Raw genomic sequence first — 17,698 nt, 5'->3', positions numbered from 1 at the left:
CCGCGGGGCGTCAGTCCGCGGACGCCTCCGCGACGGCGGCCGGCTCGGCTCGCCGTTCGGACATGAAGCGCAGCACGTCCTTGTCGACGATGATGTCGCTCGGCCGGAGCGGCCGCGTCAGGTAGAGCCCCTCGAGGCTCGTGATGCGGCTGAGCGCTACGTAGGTCTGCCCGGGGGCGAAGGCGCGCTGCCCGAGGTCGACCACGGCGGAGTCGTAGGTCTTGCCCTGCGACTTGTGGATCGTGACCGCCCACGCCAGCCGGAGAGGGAACTGCGCGAACTCGGCGACGATCTCGCGGGTCAGCTTCTTCGTCGCGGCGGAGTAGGAGTAGCGGTAGCGCTCCCAGGTCGCGGGCTCGACCTCGTGGACCTCGCCGTCCACCTCGACCCACACCGTCCCCGCGACCTTCGTCACCCGGCCGATCGTGCCGTTCACCCAGCGCTGCTCGGAGTCGTTGCGCAGGAACATCACGTGCGCGCCGATCTTGAGCTCGAGGTTCTGGTCCGCTGGATAGGCGCGCCCGCCGAAGTCGCCGCTGATCTCGGCCGACGCGGTCTTCAGCGGGCCCTTCAGCCGCGCGAGTGCCGCCTGGTTGATGCGGTTGACCGTGTCGTTGCGGGTCGCGAGCGTGATCGCGTCGTCGGCCGGAGGCGTCCGCGCGCCCGCCGCGTTCAGCACGTCGGCGATCTCCTTCGTCACCATGCCGAAGCGGACCGCGTTGAGCATCCACTTGAAGCGCTCGTCGCTCTGCCGGTGGATCCGGCCGAGCTCGACGATCCGCAGCGGCGCCTCCTGCCAGACGAGGGCGTCGAAGAACCACAGCGAGCGGTAGCGGTCGGCGAAGTAGGCCCGCTCCTCCGGATCGCCGGGCACGGGTGCGAGCTGGAACGGGTCGCCGAAGAGGACGACCTGCACGCCCCCGAACGGCTCGGAGCGCCGCTGCCGCGCCTGCCGGAGGCTGCGGTCGATCCCGTCGAGCAGGTCGGCGTTGACCATGGAGATCTCGTCGATGACGAGCGTGTCGATGGTGTTGAGGAGCTTGCGCAGCTCGGGCGGCTGGTCGAGGTCGGAGTCGGCGATGACGCCGATCGGCAGTCGGAAGAGCGAGTGGATGGTCTGGCCGCCGACGTTCAGCGCCGCGACGCCGGTGGGGGCGCAGATGACGATCTGCTTGTCGGTGTTCCAGCTCAGGTGGTTGAGCAGGGTGGACTTGCCCGTGCCCGCGCGACCCGTGACGAACAGGTGCTCGCGCGTGTTCTCGATGAGGTCGAAGACCCGCTGCTGCTCGTCGGAGAGGGTCGGCTGAGTCACCGCTCCACTGTACCCGCGGGCCGCCGGGACCCCGGGGCCCGGGCGCGGATCAGCCGCGCTTCTGGAGGGCGGCCAGGCGGTCGTTGTAGGCCGTGAGCTCGGCCTCTCCGGTGCGGTCGGCCTGGCGGTCGCGGCGCTTGGTCTCGCGGGCGTCGGAGCGGCTCCACATCATCGCGACGACGATCGCGAGCGCGAGGGTGGGGATCTCGCCGATGCTCCACGCGATGCCGCCGGCCGCCTGCTGATCGGCGAGCGCGGAGGTGCCCCAGCCCATCGCTCCGTACCAGTCGGCGAGGAGCAGCCCCTCCCCCGTCATCAGTGCGAGGCCGAAGAAGGCGTGGAACGCCATGGTGCCCAGCAGCAGCAGGAGGCGCATCGCGTAGGGCACGCGGTGCACGCTCGGGTCCACTCCGATCAGGACGCTGACGAAGAGGTACCCGGTGATCAGGAAGTGGACGATCATCCACTCGTGGCCGATGTGGTCCGTGGTGGCCCAGCGGAACAGCGGGGAGTAGTAGAAGCCCCAGAGCGACCCGACGAACAGCAGCGCGGCGACGATCGGGTGCGAGATCGCGGTGGCGAAGCGCGAGTGCACGGCGAGCAGCACCCACTCGCGGGCACCGCGGGAGCCGTCGGTGCGGCGGGCGGCGGCGCGGGCGATGAGCGTGACCGGTGCCGCCGGGACGAGCAGCAGCGGCACCGCCATGGTGAGGACCATGTGCGAGAGCATGTGGGCGCTGAACAGGTACTTCTCGTATGCGTTCACCCCGCCGTTCGTGATGTAGGCCAGGAGGAGCATGCCCGCGATCCAGAGGATCGTGCGGTGCAGGGGCCAGCGGTCACCCCGGCGGTGCAGGCGCACCACTCCGGCGACGTAGAACGCGATGGCGAAGGAGCAGACCAGGAGCCAGACCAGGTCGATGTTCCAGAGCGTGAGGAAGTTCATCGCGCTCGCTGGCGGCGGCAGGGGCTCGCCCGTCAGCAGCTGGGCCGGGGTCGGATCCGTGAGCTGGCTCGCGGCGATCTGGTCGACCGGGGTCGCTGTGCGCGCGAGAGCCGCGGCGACTCCGGACGCGATCCCCATGAAGGCGATCTCGGCGCCGACGAGCCACCAGAAGCTGCGGCCGCCGACACCGCCGGCCTTCCGCATCCGCTCGATGAGGTAGCGGCGCTGCAGCACGCCGAACAGGCCCAGCGCGACCAGCGCCGCGACCTTGACCAGCACGAGGATCCCGTAGCCGGTCAGCAGGTTGTCGAGAGTGGCGAGCCGGAGCTCGGCGCTGACGTACCCGGACGCCGCGACCACGACGAAGCTCACGAGCGCGAGGCTGGAGTAGCGCTCGATCACGGGCAGCAGGCGGGAGCCGCCGAGCAGGGGCCGCAGGGCGATGACGGTGATGAGGCCGCCCAGCCAGATCGCCGCGAAGACGAGGTGCAGGCCCAGCGCCGTGACGGCGGCGTCGTGCCCGCTCGCTCCGGCCGCGTGCCCCTGCTGCGCCATCGGCAGCAGCGTGAGCAGGGCCAGGCCCGTGACGAAGACGAGCGCGGTCTGGTTGCGGACGGCGAAGCAGAGGACGGTGACGACGGCCGCGAGCAGCGTCGTGATGAGCCAGGCCTGGCCGACCTCGATGCTGCCGATGAAGTAGCTGAGCTTGGTGCCGAAGTCGCGATCGAGGCTCAGGGGCGTCTGCGTGACGTTGAGGAAGGTGAGGAACCCGGTCACCGCGCTGGCCGCCGCGAAGAAGGCGGCGCTGGCGGCGGCGACGTCGAGGGCGATCGAGAACTCGGTGCGCGGCTCGGGCGCGGCCTCGGCGGGCGCGGGGCGCGCGGGGGCGACCGCGGTGCGCGTCGATCCGGCGCGGGAGGAGGACTGGCCGCCGCGCGAGGACTGGCCGCCGCGCGAGGAGGCGTGAGCGGTCGAGGCGCGGGACGAGGACCGGGCGTCGCGGGCGGCGGCGGCGCGGGGGCTCAGCGCGAACAGCGTCAGCACGAGCGAGCCGATCATGCCTGCGGCGCCGAGATTGACGGCCAGCTTGGCGATCGGGAGGCCGTAGCGGACCACGGGGCCGGGATCGTTCAGCAGCGGAGCCGCGGCTCCCCCGCCGAAGGCCAGGGCCGCGAGGAGGGCGACGAGCGCTGCGGCGACGAGCACGAGCGCAGGGCCGACGATCCGGACGGTTCGATTCACCGGTCCAGCCTACGTTCCGCGGCTGATCGGCAGCCGCGTCCGCGGACGATCGGCGGCCGCGTCCGCGGACGACGACGGCCCCGGCGCAGTGCCGGGGCCGTGTCGGAGGGCGCGACTACTTCGCGGCGGCCTTGAGCTTGGTGCCCGCGGAGACCTTGACCGAGTGGCCGGCGGCGATCTGGATGGTCTCGCCGGTCTGCGGGTTGCGGCCGGTGCGCGCGGCGCGGGAGGTGCGCTCGACGGCGATCCAGCCGGGGATGGTGACCTTCACGTCGTTCGACACGGAGTCGGCGAGGGTGGTGAAGAGCGAGTCGAGGACGCCGTTGACGGCGGCCTGGCTCTGGCCGGAGTCGGCGGCGATCTTCGCGACGAGCTCGGTGCGGTTGAGCGACTTGTCAGCCATGGAGTGTCCTCCCAGGACGTTCTCGCTGTCGGAACAGCTGGTTTCGATGGATCGTCCTCGGCCGGGGACGGACGTCCTCAACCGGTCGGACCGTCGGTAACCTACCAGCCCCGCCCCGGATCTCCGGCGATTCCGGCCTCGAGACGCCCGGAACGACGCCGATCGCGCCGGTCGGTCCCTCCACAGGAGGCGCTCGGCGCCTCTCGTCCACCGGTCCGCCGATCGCCTCTCCGCAGAGTCCGCCGCCTGACGAGGATCGGCTCATGACGACGACGGCACTCCTCCCTCCACCCGCTCCGGCCGACGCGGCCCTCCTCCGCCCTCCCCGGCGGCACCCTCCCGCCCGCAGGCCGTACGAGCCCGGGCTCGCGGCGCTCGCGCTGGGCCTGCTCGCGCTCGCGTCCTCCGTGCATCCGCTCTGGGCCCTCCCCGCCGTCGCCGTGGCGGTCGCCGCGGTGATCGCGTCCGTGCGGGCGCTGCGGTGGGCGGGCGAGCGGAGGAGCGCGGTGGCCGGGCTCGCCTGCGCGGCTCTCGCGCTGCTCGTCTGCTCCGTCACGGCTCCCGCCTCCGTGCGGGCGGGCCTCGCCGTGCTGGCCTGGATCACCGCCCTGCGGCCCGGCCCGTGAGCGGGCGCGGCTCCGGTCCAGCCCGCCTCGCTACAGTGACGGCGGCCCGCGCCCGAGCGGGCCGGGAGGACGGCCACGATGGCTCAGACGGACGGTTGGATCTCGACGGCGATCTGGTGGCACGTCTACCCGCTCGGCTTCACGGGCGCCGAGGCGAGCGCCTCGGAGGGTCCGGGTCCGGACGACGAGCCGCAGCACCGCCTCCGCGCCCTGCTGCCCTGGCTCGACGACCTGCTGGCGCTGGGCTGCAACGGGCTGCTGCTCGGGCCGGTCTTCGCCTCCTCCACCCACGGCTACGACACGGTCGACCACTTCCGGGTCGATCCCCGCCTCGGCGACGAGGCAGACCTCGACGCGCTGATCGCCGCGTGCCGCGAGCGCGGGATCCGGGTGCTGCTCGACGGGGTCTTCAACCACGTGGGACGGGAGCACCCCTGGTGGCGTGCCGCGGTCGCGGCCGGCGAGGGCTCCCCCGAGGCGGCGCGCTTCTCCCGCAGCGAGCGGTCGCAGGAGGTCGACGGCCTCCGCGTCGACGTGTTCGAGGGGCACGACGCCCTGGTCGAGCTCGACAACGGGAACCCCGAGGTCGCGGAGCACGTGTCGTCCGTGCTCGCGCACTGGCTCGAGCGGGGCATCGACGGCTGGCGGCTCGACGCGGCGTACGCGGTCGCGCCGGCGGCCTGGCACGCGGCGATCGACCCGGTGCGGCAGCGCTTCCCCGACGCGTGGTTCGTCGGCGAGGTCATCCACGGCGACTACACCGGCTACGTGCGGGAGTCCGGGCTCGACTCGGTCACGCAGTACGAGCTCTGGAAGGCCGTCCGCAACTCCCTCGAGGAGGCGAACCTCTTCGAGCTGGCCTGGTCCCTGAAGCGCCACGACGACTTCGTCCGCGAGTTCCTGCCCCTGACCTTCGTCGGCAACCACGACGTGACCCGGATCGCCAGCGCCGTCAGCGACGAGCGCCACCACGGCCACGCCACGGCGATCCTCGGCTTCGTCGCCGGCGTGCCGAGCATCTACTCCGGCGACGAGCGGGGCCTGCGCGGCGTCAAGGAGGAGCGGATCGGCGGCGACGACGCGATCCGCCCGGAGTTCCCGGCCGATCCCGCCGAGTGGCCGGGCGGAGAGGCCTACCGCGCCCACCAGGAGGTCGTCGCGTTCCGCCGACGGAACCCGTGGCTGGTCGGCGCGAGCACCCGCACGGTCGACCTCTCCAACACCGCCGTGCTGCTCGTGGCGGAGGGCCCGGAGGGACGCACCGCGCGGCTCGCGCTGAACATCGGCGACCAGACGGCGACCATCGGCGGCGTCCAGGTCGCTCCCCACTCCTGGTCGCTGCACGACTGACCCGGCGCGCGGGCGGCCCGGCAGTGCGCGACGGAGCGTCGACCTTCAGGGGCCTGTCCTCTACGCTCGGGCGCATGCCGAGACCTGCACGAGGACCCTCCGACGGACGAGCCGACTCGATCGACGACGCCGGGATGCCGGCGTCCGGACTCGAGCAGGCGTTCGCCGCCCCGGTCGACCCGGAGAGCGACCCCGGACCGGGCGAGAGGAGCGGCCTCTCGAGCCGCATCGCCCAGGAACTACTCGAGGACGGCTTCGGCCTCGACGCGAGCGACGAGGAGCCCCCGCCCCGCGCCGTCGAGATCGACAATCCCGCCCGCGCGGTCGGTGACGATCCCGCCCACCCCGTGCACGGCTCGATGTCCGGCGAGTTCGAGCGCCGCTGAGCCCGGCCGCCGTCGATCGGTCGTCGTGAGCCCGGCGGCACCGCTCCGCCCGCCGGCCGCCGTCACCCCGCCGGTACCGCGCCGCCGGCCGCCGGAGCCGGGTCCGGGCCGCCCGCCTGCAGCTCGGCGAGGAACCCGGGCCGGAGCACGCGCGCCTCGATCGACGCGGCTCCCGAGGTCCAGCCGTCGCCGAGCGGACGCTCGGGCGTGAGCAGCACGTGGCCCGGCGTCCCGGCTCGGCCGAGGACGGCGGCGACCCGGCCCTCCGGATCGTAGAGGGCGTGGTCGACGAGCGGCCCGTAGACGGCGTGCACCGCGAAGTCCTCGCGGCTGCCGAGGAGGACGGGCAGCAGCTCCTCGCCCGGGCGCAGGCCGTGGGGCCACCAGCGGAAGCGCTCGACGAGCTCGTGGCAGGCGGCGCACGAGGGCGAGAAGAAGACGAGGTGCGTCGCCGGGCGGGACAGCTCCTCGAGCGTCAGGAGCTCGCCGGCCACCGTGACGAACGCGAGGTCGGCGGCCGAGAGGTCGCCCTCGGGCGCGCGCCCCGGCGCGGACTCCCTGTCGGCTGCGGACAGGCGGGCGGCCGCCCGGACGCGAGCGGCCGTCGACGCCGCACGGCGGTCGCGCACCAGCACGAGCGAGACCGCGGCGAGAGCGGCGGCGAGCCCGGACGCCGCCGCCGAGGCACCGCCGCCGCCGAGCAGCGCGGCCGGAGCGAGCCCGCCGAGCGCCCCGGCCACCGCGAGCGCGAGCAGCACCGCGTTCCTCGCGACGGTGCGTCCGGTCATCCGCGCCGAGCCCAGCCCGCCGAAGCACTCGCAGTCGACGTCCTCCGTCGCGCGGACGGCGCGGACGGCGACGACGAGGAACACGGCGTCGAGGAGCGCCACCGGCACGAGGGCGGCACGGTGCGCCGGAGCGGGCGCCAGCACCACCGCGGCGCCCAGCGCGATCTCGACGACGGGGAAGGCGGCCGCGAACCAGCCGCGGCGCCGGAGGAGGAGGGGGACCCCGAGCGCCTCGAGGCTCGCCCGGAACCGCTCCGCGCGGCCGAGCTTCAGGGCACCGCTGACGACGAGCACCGCGCCCGCGCACCACGCGGCGATCGCGAGAACCGCCTCCAGCATCCGTCGCCCTCCTCGCTCGGCATCGACCCGCGCGACGCTACCGGCGCGGACCGGCCTCCCGCGGCCGAGGCGGGGAACGGGGCGGAGACGGCGCGATCCGGCGCGTTCCGCCCTCCGGACGAGCCGTTGCCGGCGCATCCGGTGCCCCGATCCGCCCAGGCGCGGCGCCCCCGGGCTCCCTCCCGGTCCCGGACGGCCGCTCGGCCGTACACTGCGAGAGGATCGGAGGGGTCATGCGGGGACGGCGAGCGCGCGACGAGCGGCACGGCACGGCGGCGAGTCCGCCTGCGGCCGCCGCTCCCCCGGCTGCGGTCACGGCTCCGGCCCCCTCGGACTCGCCGGACGACGCCTCGGGCGACGTCTCGACCGGGATGCGGATCGCCGCCGCCTGGTCGTGGCGCTTCCTCGCCGTCGCCGGGCTCCTCTACCTCCTCGTGCGCCTCGTCTCGCTGCTGCCCGTGATCGTCGTGCCGGTGCTGATCGCGCTGCTGCTCACCGCGCTCCTCACCCCGCTGCGGAACCGGCTCGAGCGCCTGCGGCTCCCCCGCCCGCTCGCGGTCCTGGTCTCGATCGTCCTGATGCTCCTCCTGCTGACCGGCCTCGTCGGGCTGGTGATCGTGCAGTCGCGCTCCGGCTTCAGCGGAGTGGGGCAGCGTGCCCTCGACGCGGTCGACGGCGTCGAGGCGTGGCTGCGGAGCCCGCCGCTGTCGTTCTCGGACGTCCAGCTCTCGGACTGGGCGCAGCGCGCGGTCGACTGGGCCGACGCGCAGGCGTCGACGATCGCGTCCGGGGCCCTCGCCGTCGGCTCCCAGCTGGCCGAGGTCTTCGCAGGGACCCTCCTCACCCTGTTCTCGCTGATCTTCCTGCTCCTCGACGGCCGCCGGATCTGGCACTGGTTCCTCCGCCTCCTCCCCCGCCGCGCGCGCCCCGCGATGGAGCGCGGCGGCGCCGCCGGCTGGCGGACCCTCAGCCAGTTCGTGATCGCGCAGCTCGGCGTCGCCGGGATCAACGCCGTCGGCATCGGCATCGGCGCGCTCGCGCTGCAGCTGCCGCTCGTCGTGCCGATCGCGATCGTGGTGTTCCTCGGCTCGTTCGTCCCGATCCTCGGCGCGATCGTGACCGGTGCGCTCGCCGCGCTGGTCGCGCTGCTGTTCAGCGGGCCCGTCGCCGCGCTCGTGATGGTCGGCGTCGTGATCCTGGTGCACCTGCTCGAGGGGCACGTGCTGCAGCCGCTCATCCTCGGGACCGCCGTGAAGGTGCATCCGCTCGCCGTGGTGCTCGGGGTCGCGACCGGGCTCGAGGTGGCCGGGCTCGCCGGGGCGCTGTTCGCGGTGCCGACGATCGCGACGCTGAACGCGGCGGTCACCGCCATGCGGGCCCGCGCGCCCGGCGCGGAGTGAGCGCGTTCGATCCGGCCGGCCGACCCGGATCGACGGTTCTGCCCGCCCTCGCCTGCCCGGTCTGCGGCGGCGCGCTCGCCCCCGATGCGCTGCCCCGCCCCTCCTCGCTCCGCTGCCCCCTCGGGCACAGCGCCGACCTCGCGCGTCAGGGCTACGCCTCGCTGCTGCGCGGGAGGCACGCGACCTCGGGCGACACCGCGGCGATGGTGCAGGCCCGCGCCGACCTGCTCGGCTCCGGCCACTACCGGGTGATCCAGGACGCGGTCGCCGCGGCCGTCCCCGCCGACGCGCGGCTCGTGGTCGATCTCGGCTGCGGCACCGGGGCGTACCTCGCGGCCGTGCTCGAGGCGCATCCGGCGGCGGACGGGCTGGGCCTGGACCTCTCGGCCCCGGCCGCCCGCCGCGCCGCCCGCGCGCACCCCCGGGCGGCGATCGCGACCGCGGACCTCTGGCAGCCCCTCCCGCTGGCCGACGCCTCCGCCGACGCGCTGCTCACCGTCTTCGCGCCGCGGAACGCCCCGGAGATGCGGCGGGTGCTCCGTCCGGGCGGCGTCGCCGTCGTCGTCACTCCGCGCGAGAGGCACCTGCACGAGATCCGCGAGCGGTTCGGGATGCTCGGCATCGACGCCGGCAAGGCGGAGCGGCTCGACGAGCAGCTGGCGGGGTTCGCGCTCGAGGAGCGCACCGAGCTGGACACGACGGTGCTGATGAGCGTCGACGAGCTGCGCGCCGAGGTGCTGATGGGGCCGAGTGCCCACCACGTGGATCCCGAGGCGCTGGACGCGCGGCTCGCGGCGGTGGAGGGGACGACTGCAGTGACGGTCGCGGTCACCGTGTCGCGCTTCGTGCGCGCGGAGTAGCGGCGGGCGCGCCGTCGGCCCCGCGTCAGTACGTCTCGCGCAGGCGCTCCTGGTCGACCACCGCTTCGCGGTCCGCGAGGCGGCGCAGGCCCGCGAGGGGCTGGGCCATCCGGTGGTTGCCGCGGAGGACCGGCTCGGCCCGGTCGAGGAAGGCCCAGTACCCGGCGGTCACCGGGCAGGCGTTCTCGCCCAGGCGCACCTTCGGGTCGAAGCGGCAGCCGCCGCAGTAGTCGGACATCCGGTTGATGTAGGCGCCGCCCGAGGCGTACGGCTTCGTCGCGACGACGCCGCCGTCGGCGTGCTGGGACATCCCGATCACGTTCGCGGGCATCACCCACTCCGTGCCGTCGACGAAGACGTCCACGAACCAGTCGTTGAGCTCCGCCGGATCCCACCCCCGCTGCAGTCCCCAGTTGCCGAGCACCATCAGGCGCTGGATGTGGTGCGCCCAGCCGTGCCGGTGCACGTCGTCGAGCGTCTCGTGCAGGCAGTTCGCCTCGATGCCGCTCGGGTCGAGCGCGAGCAGCTCGGCGGGCAGCGGCGTGGAGGCGCCGAGCGCGCGGCTGCGGTTCCGGTACTCCGGCCCGAGGTGCCAGAACAGGTTCCAGACGTAGTCGCGCCAGCCGAGGATCTGGCGGATGAACCCCTCCGTCGCCGCGATCGGCGCGCCCCCGGCGGCGTACTCCGCCTCGGCCGCCTCGACGACCGTCCGTGGATCGAGCACGCCGAGGTTCATCGGGGCGCTGAGCAGCGAGTGCGCCATCGTCCAGTCGCCCGAGAGCATCGCGTCCTCGTAGGTCCCGAAGTCGCCCAGGCGCGACGACACGAAGTCGGCGAGCGCCGCTTCGGCCTCGGCGGGCGTCGCGGCGAAGCGGCGCGGACCGTCGGCGCCGACCAGGCGGACCGCCCCCTCGGCCTCCCAGCGCGCGAGGTCGGCGCGCACCTCCTCGTCGATGTCGTCCTCCTCCGGCCACCACGGCTCGGGCAGGCCGAGCCGGGAGGCGCCCTTGGGCGGAGGCTGGCGGTTGTCGTGGTCGTAGTTCCAGCGGCCGCCCTCGGGCTGGTCGCCGCGCATCAGCACGCCGGTGCGCTCGCGGCTCCACCGGTAGAAGCCCTCCAGCAGCAGGCGCTTGCCCGAGCGGGAGAGCGCCCACTCGCGGAAGTCCTCCTCGGCCGTGATGAAGCCGCGGCTGGGCAGGACGCTCATGCCGAGCCTGCGGGCGAGGCGGCGGCCGCCGCGGGTGGGCGGGTCGATCACCTCGAGGTCGTCGCGCCCGGCGAGGGCCTCGCCGAAGGTCTCGGAGCGGACGTACTCGGCGCGGTCCCCGAGCTCGCGGGCGCGGTGGCGGAGCGCCGACAGCAGCAGTTGCGCCTTGGCGCGGTGCATCGGGCGGCGCCCGAACGCCGATCGGGCCTCGACCAGCAGCATCGGACCGCCGTCGTCGAAGGCCGGTCCGAGCTGGCCGATGACGCTCCAGCGGGTGCGAGGGGGTCTGCTCATCCTCGGAGGCTAGGCGGACGGATCCGGCACCGGTAGGAGTTGCGCGGCACGGATGTGCAGCCGCCACGTCTTGCACCCCCGCCCCCGATGCAGAAGTCTCGGAGCGAGCGCGGCCGATCCGACCGCGCACCGACGCGACGAAGCGAGGAGGCCGCCATGGCCCACCACGACCACGACAACGAGCACCACGAGGGTCACGAGCACCACGACCACCACGAGGGTCACGACGAGCACGCCGTCGGCCACGGCCGTCACGTCGCCGAGGGCACGAGCACCGAGGACACCGAGGGCGGCGAGTACACCTCGACGGAGGGCGTCTCGCACACCGCCGGCGAGGCCGAGGGCAGCTACGTCGACACCTCGGTCAACGAGCAGAGCACCGCCGACAAGGGCAGCTACGTCGACACCAGCGCCGCGGGCACCTCCGCCGAGGGCGAGGGCGAGTACACCGACCGCGACGAGTGACCCGCGCCCGGGCGCCGCGCGTCCCGCCGGGACACCGCGCTCCGGCCGGTGTCCCGGCGGGGAGCCGGCGCCTCGGCGGGACGCGGTGGTCCGTCGGCGCTTCAGGCGGGCTTCAGCGGGGCCGCGGCTAGCCTGGGCTCGCGCGGGCCCCCGCGCGCCGAGCCCGGGGAGGCCGCCATCCGCATCCTGGTCGTCGACGACGAGATCAACCTGCTCCGCGCCCTCGAGACGGGCCTGGAGGCCGAGGGTTTCGCCGTGGACACCGCCACCACCGGCACCGACGCCCTCTGGTACGCGCAGGAGGCCGACTACGCAGCGATCGTCCTCGACCTGATGCTCCCGGACGTCAGCGGCTTCCGCGTCTGCGAGCGGCTGCGCGCCGCCGAGGACTGGACCCCGATCCTGATGCTCACCGCGAAGGACGGCGACCTCGACCAGGTCGAGGCCCTCGACACCGGAGCCGACGACTACCTCACCAAGCCGTTCTCGTTCCCGGTGCTCGTCGCGCGGCTGCGCGCCCTCATCCGCCGCGGAGCCGCCGAGCGGCCCACGGTGCGCGTCGTCGGCGATCTCGTGCTGGATCCGGCCTCCCGGACCGTCGAGCGGGGCGGAGTCGCCGTGCCGCTGGCCGCGCGCGAGTTCAGCGTCCTCGAGTACTTCGTCTCGCGGGCGGGCGAGGTCGTCTCCAAACGCGACGTCCTCGGAGCCGTCTGGGACTTCGACTACGACGGCGACCCGAACATCGTCGAGGTCTACGTCCGCACCCTGCGCAACAAGATCGACCGGCCCTTCGGTCGCGACACCCTCCGCACCCGGCGCGGGGCGGGCTACACGCTGGTGGCCGGGTGAGCCGCCGGAGCCTGCGGACCCGCATCACCGCGGCCGCGACCGCCGTGGTGGCCGCCGCCGCGCTCCTCGGGAGCGTGCTCTTCGTCCTGGTCCTCTCCTCCGTGCTCGCCTCGAGCGCCGCCTCCGCCGCCGACGCCGAGGCGGAGCGGGTCGCGGCGCTGGTCGAGCAGGGCGGCCCGGAGGCCGTCCGCGGCTCAGAGGGACTGGTCCAGCTCGTGGTCGACGGGCGGGTCGCCGCCGCGGGCGAGGACGCGGAGGACCTCCCTCCGCTCGCGCTGGCCGAGAGCGACGACCCGGTCACGGTCGACGTGGACGACGAGGGGCCGGTGGTGGTCGCCGCCCGCGAGCTCGACGACGACTCCCTCGTGGTGGTCGGCGTGCCCGACGAGGGCCGCGAGGAGGCGGTGTCCACGACGATCGGGCTGCTCGCGGTCGCCGTCCCGCTGCTGATCGCGCTGGTGGCGGTGGTGTGCGCCGTCGTCGTCGGCCGGGCGCTGCGCCCCGTGGAGCGGATGCGCGAGGAGGCCGAGGCGGTCACCTCCTCCGCCCTGGACCGCCGGATCGCCGCTCCCGGCTCCGGCGACGAGGTCGACCGGCTGGCGCACACCCTCAACCGGATGCTCGATCGGCTGCAGAGCGGGCAGGAGCGGCAGCGGCGCTTCGTCTCGGACGCCTCGCACGAGCTGCGCTCCCCCGTCGCGGCGCTGCGTCAGACCGCGGAGGTGGCGCTCGCGCACCCGGACCGGCTCGACTCCGCCCGGCTGGCGAGGACGGTCGCGGAGGAGTCGGTGCGGCTCGGCGGGCTGATCGAGGGCCTGCTGCTGCTCGCCCGGGCGGACGAGGCGCGCCTGGCCGTGGCGGCGGCTCCCGTGGACCTCGACGATCTCGCCCTCGGCGAGGTGCGGCGCCTGCGCGACTCCGGAGCCCGGGTCGACGCGAGCGGGATCTCGCCCGTGCAGGCGGTGGCCGACGAGGCCCTGCTCTCGCGGGCGCTGCGGAACCTGGTCGACAACGCGGTGCGGCACCGCTCCTCGCAGCTGGCGCTCTCGACACGGGTCGACGGAGCGGAGGCGGTGCTCGCGGTGGACGACGACGGGCCGGGGATCCCGGCGGCGGAGCGCGAGAGGGTGCTCGAGCGCTTCGTCCGCCTCGACGAGGGCCGGGCGCGCGACGCCGGAGGATCGGGCCTCGGCCTGGCGATCGTCGCCGGGATCGCCCGGGCCCACGGCGGACGGGTCGTCGTCGGCGACTCGGCGCTGGGCGGCGCCCGGGTCGAGGTGCGGGTGCCGCTCGTCCGCTGAGCGGGCGCTTCAGGCCTGCTTCAGCGCCCGACCGCGAGAGTGCTGGAGGCGTCGACGAGCGGCGCCGGGACGGAGCCATCGTGCAGAAGAAGACGAAGATCATCGCCGGGATCGCCGGAGCGGTCGTGCTGATCGGAGCCGGGACGGGCATCGCCTACGCCGCGACCGACGGCTTCGAGCGGTCCGACTCCCTCACCGGCAGCGACCTGGACCGCGCGAGCGAGGCCGCGCTCGCCGAGATCGGCGGCGGGACCGTCACCTCGGCCGAGCGCGACGACGACGGCGCCACCGGCTACGAGCTGGACCTGACCGACCGCGACGGCCTCGAGTACGAGGTGCGCCTCGACGACTCCTTCGCCGTCGTGTCCGTGGACCCCGACGACCGCGCCCTCCAGGCCGGCTCGGGCGACGACGGCGTGCCTGCCGGCGACCCGACCGCGGCCGCCGTGGACCCGGACGACCTCACCGGCGACGACCTCGCCCGCGCGAGCGAGGCGGCGCTGGGCGCCGTCGGCTCCGGGACCGTCACCGAGGCCGAGCGCAGCGACGACGCCGACCACGCCTTCGAGGTGGAGGTCACCCGCGAGGACGGCACGGACGTGGACGTCGAGCTCGACGCCGCGTTCGCCGTGCTCTCGACCCAGGAATAGCGCTCTAGCGGCCGCCGGGGCCCTTCGCGGCCCCGGGTGCGGCACCGCTGCCCGCGGGGGCGCCGACGCCGGTCGCCGCACCGCGAGCGCCCGGGCCGTTGCCGCCCGCGTTGCCGTTGCCGCCCGCGTTGCCGTTGCCGTTGCCGTTGCCGTTGCCGGGAGCGTTCCCGCTGTTGCCGGGTGCGCCACCGCTGTTCCCCGGTGCGTCGCCGCTGCTCCCCGGAGCGTCGTCGCCGGGAGCGGCCGGGGTCTCCTCCGCGGGCTCCTCCGGCTCGGTCGGCGTCTCCTCCGGCTCCGACTCCTCGGGCGAGGGGGCGGGGTCGTCCTCGGTCTCGACCGGAGCGGGCGTGTCCTCCGGCTCCTCCTCGACCGGGGTCGTCTCCTCGGGAGCCGGGGCGGTCGTCTCGGCCGGCGCCGGCTCCGGGGCTCCCGCGATCAGGGCCTCGAGGTCGGCGCGGACGACGTCGACCTGCGCCTGCACCGTCGCTGCGCGATCGGAGCTGACGGAGTCCTCGGCGAGCGCGGCGTCCAGCGCCGACTGCAGCGAGGCGAGCTCGGTGAGAGCGCCCTGGTAGTCGTCGGCCGAGGCCTTCTCGGCGACGGCGACCACCGCGTCGTCGAGGGTCTGGGCGGTGCCCTCGTCGATGCCCTGCGGCGCGGAGGAGCATCCGCTCAGCAGCAGGACCGAGGCGAGCACGGCGCCGGCAGCGCGCAGTCGGAGGCCCCTCACGAGCGGATGCTCTCGCGCAGCTGACGGAGGTGGTCGCCCAGCTCGCCGTCCACCTGCGGCAGAGGCGACTGGGGACCGTCGATCAGGATGATCGCGAGCCCGACGGCGACCGCGACCAGCGCGAGCACCAGCACGATCAGCCACGGGCTCGGGCCGCGGCGCTGAGGACGGGCGGCCGCGGGGCGGAGCGGAGCCGTGCGCGGCGCCGGAGCGGTCTGCGGTGCCGGAGCGATCCGCGGTGCCGGAGCGATCCGCTCGGTCGCGGTGAAGCGCTGCGTCGGATCGAGCGCCTCCGCCCGCGTGATCGGCTCGGTCTCGGCCAGCGGCTCCGTCGACATCACCCGGGTGGCGGGGACGTCGGGGACGACGATGGCCGCCGGCGGGGAGTCGCGCCGCGGATCGATCAGGCGGCGTGCCGACTCCGCCACCTGGAGCGCGGCGGGACGCTCGCCGGGCTCGCGCCGCGTCATCGAGGTCAGGAGCGAGGTCCACCCGCTGCCGAGCGACTCCGAGACCTCGGGGTCGCGGAGCAGGCGGGCGAGCGTGACCTCGATCGCCGAGCCCGTGAACGGGCGGCGACCGGTCAGCGACTCCAGGAGCACCAGGCCGAGGGAGTAGATGTCGCTCGCCGACGTGACCGGGTCGCCGTGCGCCTGCTCGGGGCTGAGGTAGGCGGCGGTGCCGATGAGGGTGCCGGGCGCGGTGATCCGCGTCGCGTCGATGAGGGAGGCGATGCCGAAGTCGGCCAGCTTCGGGCGGAACTCGCGGCTCGTCAGCGGGCTCGGGACGAGCAGCACGTTCGACGGCTTCACGTCGCGGTGCACGACTCCGGCCGCGTGGACCGTGTGCAGGGCCTCGCCGAGGTCGCCCGCCATCGAGGCGACGTCGTTCGGCGCGACCGGGCCCTCGGCGAGCCGCTCGGACAGGCTCGGCCCCTCGGCGAGCTCCATCACCATGTAGGCCTGGCCGTTGGTGTCGTCGCCGCCGTCGTGCGCGTCGTAGAGGGTGACGAGAGCGGGGTGGTTGAGGGCCGCGAGCAGCCGGATCTCGGACGCCTTGCGCTGCAGGTCCTGTGCGTCGTCGATGCCGGGGGCGAACATCTTCAGCGCGACGGAGCGGCCGAGGACGCCGTCTCGCGCCCGGTAGACCGTGGCCATGCCGCCGCGGCCGATGAGCTCCTCGATCGTGTACCGGCCGTCGACCGTCGTCCCGACGATGCGGGTGTCGCCTGTCCGGTGGGATGCCACGGGTCCTCCTCGCGGTCGGCGGCGGGTGTGCCGCGCCCCCCGGTGCGACCGTCGACCCAGGGTAGTACGTCGACCCTGCACGCCGCCCTCCCCCGGCCGGGCTGTCAAGCGGGTGCCCCCGCGCGCGCCCCGACGTAGCGTCGGAGGTCCCGACGAAAGGCGACGACATGGACCAGGACCGCACGGAGCAGGACGACCAGGGCTCGACCATCGGCAAGCCGGACGGGGCGGCGCCCGCCACCTCCTCCGAGAGCGAGACCATCGAGAAGGACATCTCGGAGTCGCCCGGCAGCGAGCGCGAGACCGAGGCCAAGCAGGATTCGGACCCGGCGGAGAGCCGCACCGAGGTCTCCGGCTCGGCCGAGGTGAAGGCCGTGCCCGGCACGGGCGGCCCGGACGACGTGGGCGACGTCGAGGTCGACCCCGACGAGGTCTCGCTGAACGGCAAGCCGTTCCCGGGTCACGCCGGCACGAAGTAGGACGCCCGGGGGGCGGGGCCGCGGCTCCGCCCCTCCCGTGCTCTCCGGTCCACCCACCACCCGTCGTCCGCCCTCGCCCGGAGGTTCCGCTGACCGCGCGGATCGTCCCGCGCCTACCGAGCGAACGGCATCAGGCGACCGGCGTCAGCAGGCCCGAGTCGCGGCGGTCGACGGTGCGGGAGTTGTTCACGCGGCGGTCGACCGGGTGGGCCGTGACGGTCGAGGCCATCGCGACGGACGCCCGGTCGAGGGTGGCGAGCATCTCCTCGGCGGAGGCGAGCGGAGCCGGGTCGAGCCAGGCGTCGCGCACGTCGGGCGTGAGGAACACGGGCATCCGGTCGTGCACCTCGCCGGAGGCGTCGCGCGCCTCGCGGGTGATGATCGTGAAGGAGACGCGCCAGTCGTCGCCCTCCTTGCGGGCCGTGTAGAGGCCGGCCGCGGCGAGGATCGGCTCCTCGCCCTGCAGGAACCAGGGCTGCTTGCCGTCGGCGCGGGTCTCCCACTCGTAGTACCCGCGCATCGGCACGATCGCGCGCTGCTTGGCGAACGCCCCGCGGAACAGGCCGTTCGTCGCGACCGACTCGAGGCGCGCGTTGATCGGCGAGGGCCCCCTGCCCTTCGACCAGGACGGGGTGAAGCCCCAGGACGCGAGCTCCAGCTCGCGCTCCCGCTCGCCGTCGTGGAGCCGCTCGCGCACGATCGGCGCGACGTCGGTGGGAGCGACGCTGTAGTCGGGCGCCCAGTCCTCGGCGCGCCCGCCCGCGGCGACGAACTCGCGGATCAGCTCATCGGTCTCGGAGTCCATCGCGAAGCGGCCGCACATG

Annotated in this window: 18 protein-coding genes; 10 read left to right on the top strand and 8 right to left on the bottom strand. The window is 74.7% G+C overall.

The genetic code is table 11. The features are described from left to right. Positions 1-10: 10 nt before the first annotated feature. The 3 genes from C5D36_RS04115 to C5D36_RS04105 all read right to left on the bottom strand — a co-directional run bounded on the left by C5D36_RS04115 (position 11) and on the right by C5D36_RS04105 (position 3,903). Positions 11-1,312, bottom strand: coding sequence for an ATP-dependent RecD-like DNA helicase (locus C5D36_RS04115; RefSeq protein WP_104222908.1), 1,302 nt, complete (start codon positions 1,310-1,312; stop codon positions 11-13). A 49-nt stretch (positions 1,313-1,361) separates the two neighbouring features. Next, positions 1,362-3,500, bottom strand: a complete 2,139-nt coding sequence (locus tag C5D36_RS04110; RefSeq protein WP_258060006.1) for a bifunctional copper resistance protein CopD/cytochrome c oxidase assembly protein — start codon at positions 3,498-3,500, stop codon at positions 1,362-1,364. Positions 3,501-3,615: 115 nt separating this feature from the next. After that, the gene (locus C5D36_RS04105; RefSeq protein ID WP_056037903.1) at positions 3,616-3,903 is read right to left on the bottom strand and encodes an HU family DNA-binding protein; all 288 of its coding nucleotides are present in this window, start codon (positions 3,901-3,903) and stop codon (positions 3,616-3,618) included. Positions 3,904-4,166: 263 nt separating this feature from the next. On the opposite strand from C5D36_RS04105, the gene C5D36_RS04100 reads away from it, so the two are divergent. The 3 genes from C5D36_RS04100 (at position 4,167) to C5D36_RS04090 (ending at position 6,265) form a co-directional block, all read left to right on the top strand. Continuing rightward, positions 4,167-4,529, top strand: a complete 363-nt coding sequence (locus tag C5D36_RS04100; RefSeq protein ID WP_104226124.1) for a hypothetical protein — start codon at positions 4,167-4,169, stop codon at positions 4,527-4,529. Between the two features lie 78 nt (positions 4,530-4,607). Further along, positions 4,608-5,879: an alpha-amylase family glycosyl hydrolase gene (locus tag C5D36_RS04095; protein WP_104295245.1), complete on the top strand. Its 1,272-nt coding sequence runs from the start codon at positions 4,608-4,610 to the stop codon at positions 5,877-5,879. Between the two features lie 74 nt (positions 5,880-5,953). Beyond that, a complete protein-coding gene (locus C5D36_RS04090) occupies positions 5,954-6,265 on the top strand; it encodes a hypothetical protein (RefSeq protein ID WP_146083689.1) in 312 nt (103 codons plus the stop codon). Between the two features lie 62 nt (positions 6,266-6,327). Here the strand turns inward: C5D36_RS04090 and C5D36_RS04085 are convergent, their stop codons facing one another. Next, positions 6,328-7,392, bottom strand: coding sequence for a MauE/DoxX family redox-associated membrane protein (locus C5D36_RS04085; protein WP_104295243.1), 1,065 nt, complete (start codon positions 7,390-7,392; stop codon positions 6,328-6,330). Positions 7,393-7,625: 233 nt separating this feature from the next. On the opposite strand from C5D36_RS04085, the gene C5D36_RS16985 reads away from it, so the two are divergent. Together C5D36_RS16985 and C5D36_RS04080 are read left to right on the top strand one after the other, a co-directional pair. Further along, positions 7,626-8,792, top strand: a complete 1,167-nt coding sequence (locus C5D36_RS16985; RefSeq protein ID WP_104226121.1) for an AI-2E family transporter — start codon at positions 7,626-7,628, stop codon at positions 8,790-8,792. Next, complete coding sequence (locus C5D36_RS04080; protein ID WP_219812575.1) at positions 8,789-9,652, top strand: methyltransferase domain-containing protein; 864 nt, start codon at positions 8,789-8,791, stop codon at positions 9,650-9,652. Before C5D36_RS16985 ends, C5D36_RS04080 begins: the two co-directional genes overlap by 4 nt. Positions 9,653-9,677: 25 nt before the next feature. Here the strand turns inward: C5D36_RS04080 and C5D36_RS04075 are convergent, their stop codons facing one another. Next, entirely contained in the window at positions 9,678-11,153 is a 1,476-nt protein-coding gene (locus C5D36_RS04075) for a cryptochrome/photolyase family protein (RefSeq protein ID WP_104295242.1), read from the bottom strand. A gap of 156 nt (positions 11,154-11,309) precedes the next feature. Between C5D36_RS04075 and C5D36_RS16980 the strand changes: the two genes are divergently transcribed. The 4 genes from C5D36_RS16980 to C5D36_RS04055 all read left to right on the top strand — a co-directional run bounded on the left by C5D36_RS16980 (position 11,310) and on the right by C5D36_RS04055 (position 14,418). Then, positions 11,310-11,618: a hypothetical protein gene (locus tag C5D36_RS16980; RefSeq protein WP_219812574.1), complete on the top strand. Its 309-nt coding sequence runs from the start codon at positions 11,310-11,312 to the stop codon at positions 11,616-11,618. A 177-nt stretch (positions 11,619-11,795) separates the two neighbouring features. Continuing rightward, the gene (locus tag C5D36_RS04065) at positions 11,796-12,467 is read left to right on the top strand and encodes a response regulator transcription factor (protein WP_104295298.1); all 672 of its coding nucleotides are present in this window, start codon (positions 11,796-11,798) and stop codon (positions 12,465-12,467) included. After that, positions 12,464-13,768, top strand: coding sequence for an ATP-binding protein (locus tag C5D36_RS04060; RefSeq protein WP_258062862.1), 1,305 nt, complete (start codon positions 12,464-12,466; stop codon positions 13,766-13,768). Before C5D36_RS04065 ends, C5D36_RS04060 begins: the two co-directional genes overlap by 4 nt. An 80-nt stretch (positions 13,769-13,848) precedes the next feature. Then, the gene (locus C5D36_RS04055) at positions 13,849-14,418 is read left to right on the top strand and encodes a PepSY domain-containing protein (protein WP_104295241.1); all 570 of its coding nucleotides are present in this window, start codon (positions 13,849-13,851) and stop codon (positions 14,416-14,418) included. A gap of 4 nt (positions 14,419-14,422) precedes the next feature. Here the strand turns inward: C5D36_RS04055 and C5D36_RS04050 are convergent, their stop codons facing one another. Further along, positions 14,423-15,148 carry a hypothetical protein gene (locus C5D36_RS04050; RefSeq protein WP_104258004.1) on the bottom strand — a complete coding sequence of 242 codons (726 nt, stop codon included), beginning with the start codon at positions 15,146-15,148 and terminating at the stop codon, positions 14,423-14,425. Further along, the gene (locus C5D36_RS04045; protein ID WP_104295240.1) at positions 15,145-16,395 is read right to left on the bottom strand and encodes a serine/threonine-protein kinase; all 1,251 of its coding nucleotides are present in this window, start codon (positions 16,393-16,395) and stop codon (positions 15,145-15,147) included. The genes C5D36_RS04050 and C5D36_RS04045 overlap by 4 nt, the downstream gene beginning before the upstream one ends. Before the next feature lie 167 nt (positions 16,396-16,562). Between C5D36_RS04045 and C5D36_RS04040 the strand changes: the two genes are divergently transcribed. Beyond that, positions 16,563-16,874 carry a hypothetical protein gene (locus tag C5D36_RS04040; protein WP_104222919.1) on the top strand — a complete coding sequence of 104 codons (312 nt, stop codon included), beginning with the start codon at positions 16,563-16,565 and terminating at the stop codon, positions 16,872-16,874. A 130-nt stretch (positions 16,875-17,004) separates the two neighbouring features. Here C5D36_RS04040 and C5D36_RS04035 read toward each other — a convergent pair whose 3' ends face one another. Continuing rightward, positions 17,005-17,697 carry an SOS response-associated peptidase gene (locus C5D36_RS04035; RefSeq protein WP_104274456.1) on the bottom strand — a complete coding sequence of 231 codons (693 nt, stop codon included), beginning with the start codon at positions 17,695-17,697 and terminating at the stop codon, positions 17,005-17,007. Position 17,698 lies beyond the last annotated feature (1 nt).

It is taken from the genome of Rathayibacter sp. AY1C6, assembly GCF_002931535.1.
GTDB lineage: Bacteria > Actinomycetota > Actinomycetes > Actinomycetales > Microbacteriaceae > Rathayibacter.
The sequence above is the reverse complement of the archived record's forward strand: the minus strand, read 5'-3'. Positions and strand labels throughout refer to the sequence as shown.